This is a genomic window from Nonomuraea antri (genome assembly GCF_013283785.1).
Taxonomy (GTDB): domain Bacteria; phylum Actinomycetota; class Actinomycetes; order Streptosporangiales; family Streptosporangiaceae; genus Nonomuraea; species Nonomuraea antri.
Window position 1 is genome coordinate 1 of the sequence record NZ_JABCPZ010000527.1, and the last position, 1,467, is coordinate 1,467.

1 protein-coding gene is annotated in these 1,467 nt (G+C 71.2%); it reads right to left on the bottom strand.

Annotation, left to right across the window (positions count from 1 at the left end):
- Positions 1-810: 810 nt before the first annotated feature.
- Complete coding sequence (locus HII36_RS55135) at positions 811-1,374, bottom strand: DUF4240 domain-containing protein (RefSeq protein ID WP_173531377.1); 564 nt, start codon at positions 1,372-1,374, stop codon at positions 811-813.
- Between the last annotated feature and the right edge of the window lie 93 nt (positions 1,375-1,467).

The following is a 1,467-nucleotide window of genomic DNA, read 5'->3' on the forward strand; positions in this document are numbered from 1 at the left end:
CCCTGACCTCGCACCCACGCCACCCGGCAACGGGACCGACTGGCGGGCCGCCGCTGGATGGCAGGCGTCCCAGCCGCTGCCGCTTTGTCGGCCGCACCGCTGCTGCCGCCCCTTCCGCTGCCCTGCCACCCCGGCAAGGGGACCGGCCCGGGATCGCTGCTGCCGTTTGCCGCTGCACTGCACTGCCGCTGCCCCGCCACCCTGGCAATGGGGCCGGCCTGGGATCGCCGCCGCCGGTTTGCGTCGCGCTGGGCACCCCGGATGCTGCCGCTCCTGCTGCTGCCATCCCAGTTGCCATGCTGTTGCCTCTGTCGCTGCTGGGTGGTAGGCGCTCCATCGGCCAGCCACCGTCTCCTCGCCGCTTCCTGAGGTGAGGAGGTAGCGAGGAGGGAGGGACGGCCAGTGCTCTCTCAAGCCGTATGGCCCACACGCGCCCCTCGGTTGTTCGGGACAGTTCGGCGCCTACTCGCCCGCTTGCCGCACTCTCGGGGAAGGCGTGGCCAGGCGCTCGCTCGAGCCGCATGGTCCGCCGCGCTTCCTCGGCTGTTCGGGGCGGTCCGGTGCCCCCTTGCGCGCTCGCCGCCCTCTCGGGGGCCAGGCGCTTCCTCGGGTTGCATGGGCCACCGTGCCGCCTCGGCTGTTGGGCCTGGCCCGCACTCGGCCGTGCTCGGCCATCGGCACCGACTGGGCGGTTCGCTGAGGTCCGGCGCGCCTCAGGCCAGGTCTTGGGTAGCGAGGGAAGGGCTTCTCCGGTTGGGTCGTTCCGGTGGTGGCGGGTTGTCGACGCGGTGCGTGTCGTGTCCCGGCGTTCTATTGGCGTTTCGGGGGTAACCCAAAGCCCTCTGGGACGGTCGCTGGCGCCGGTGGTGATGTGGTGTGATCTGGCCGGTGTGGTCGTCTCAGCGAAGGCTGGGGGGTTACGGCTCGTTCAGCTGTCAATGCGGCGCCGGTCATACTCGGTGTCGGGTCTAGGAGGCTGTTCGCTCTGCCTGTGACCTGCCGATACGCTCGCGGGGCCACGTACAGCAACTGTTCCCAACCCAATGCGGACGCTCGCCTGCCGGAGCCGGGGAACCCGGCCAGGGCGGGGCCGGGGGAGGTGATCAGGTGGGTGAACCAGGTCTCGCCCTGGCCGATCGCCCACTGGACGAAACGCTGGAACCTGTCGTCCGAGCAGCGGCCCAGGACCCGGTCGGCCTCGGCCCGGAGGGTGCTCGCGCGTTCGCTCAGTGTGAGCCGGTGCAGGTGGAAGTCCACCACCTCGTCGGCGGACCGGGCGGCCAGTTGCCCGACCAGCCAGTTGGCGCGCTCGGCGGGATCGTCGGAGGCCAGGGCGGAGGCCTCGACCAGATCCCAGAACCCCGTCATCTCCATGGCCGCAACTGTGCCAGAGCCCACCGACAGAACTGCCGAAGGAGCCGCCCCCAAGCCTCCCCTTGAACCGCCGAAGGATCCGCCCCCGGAGCC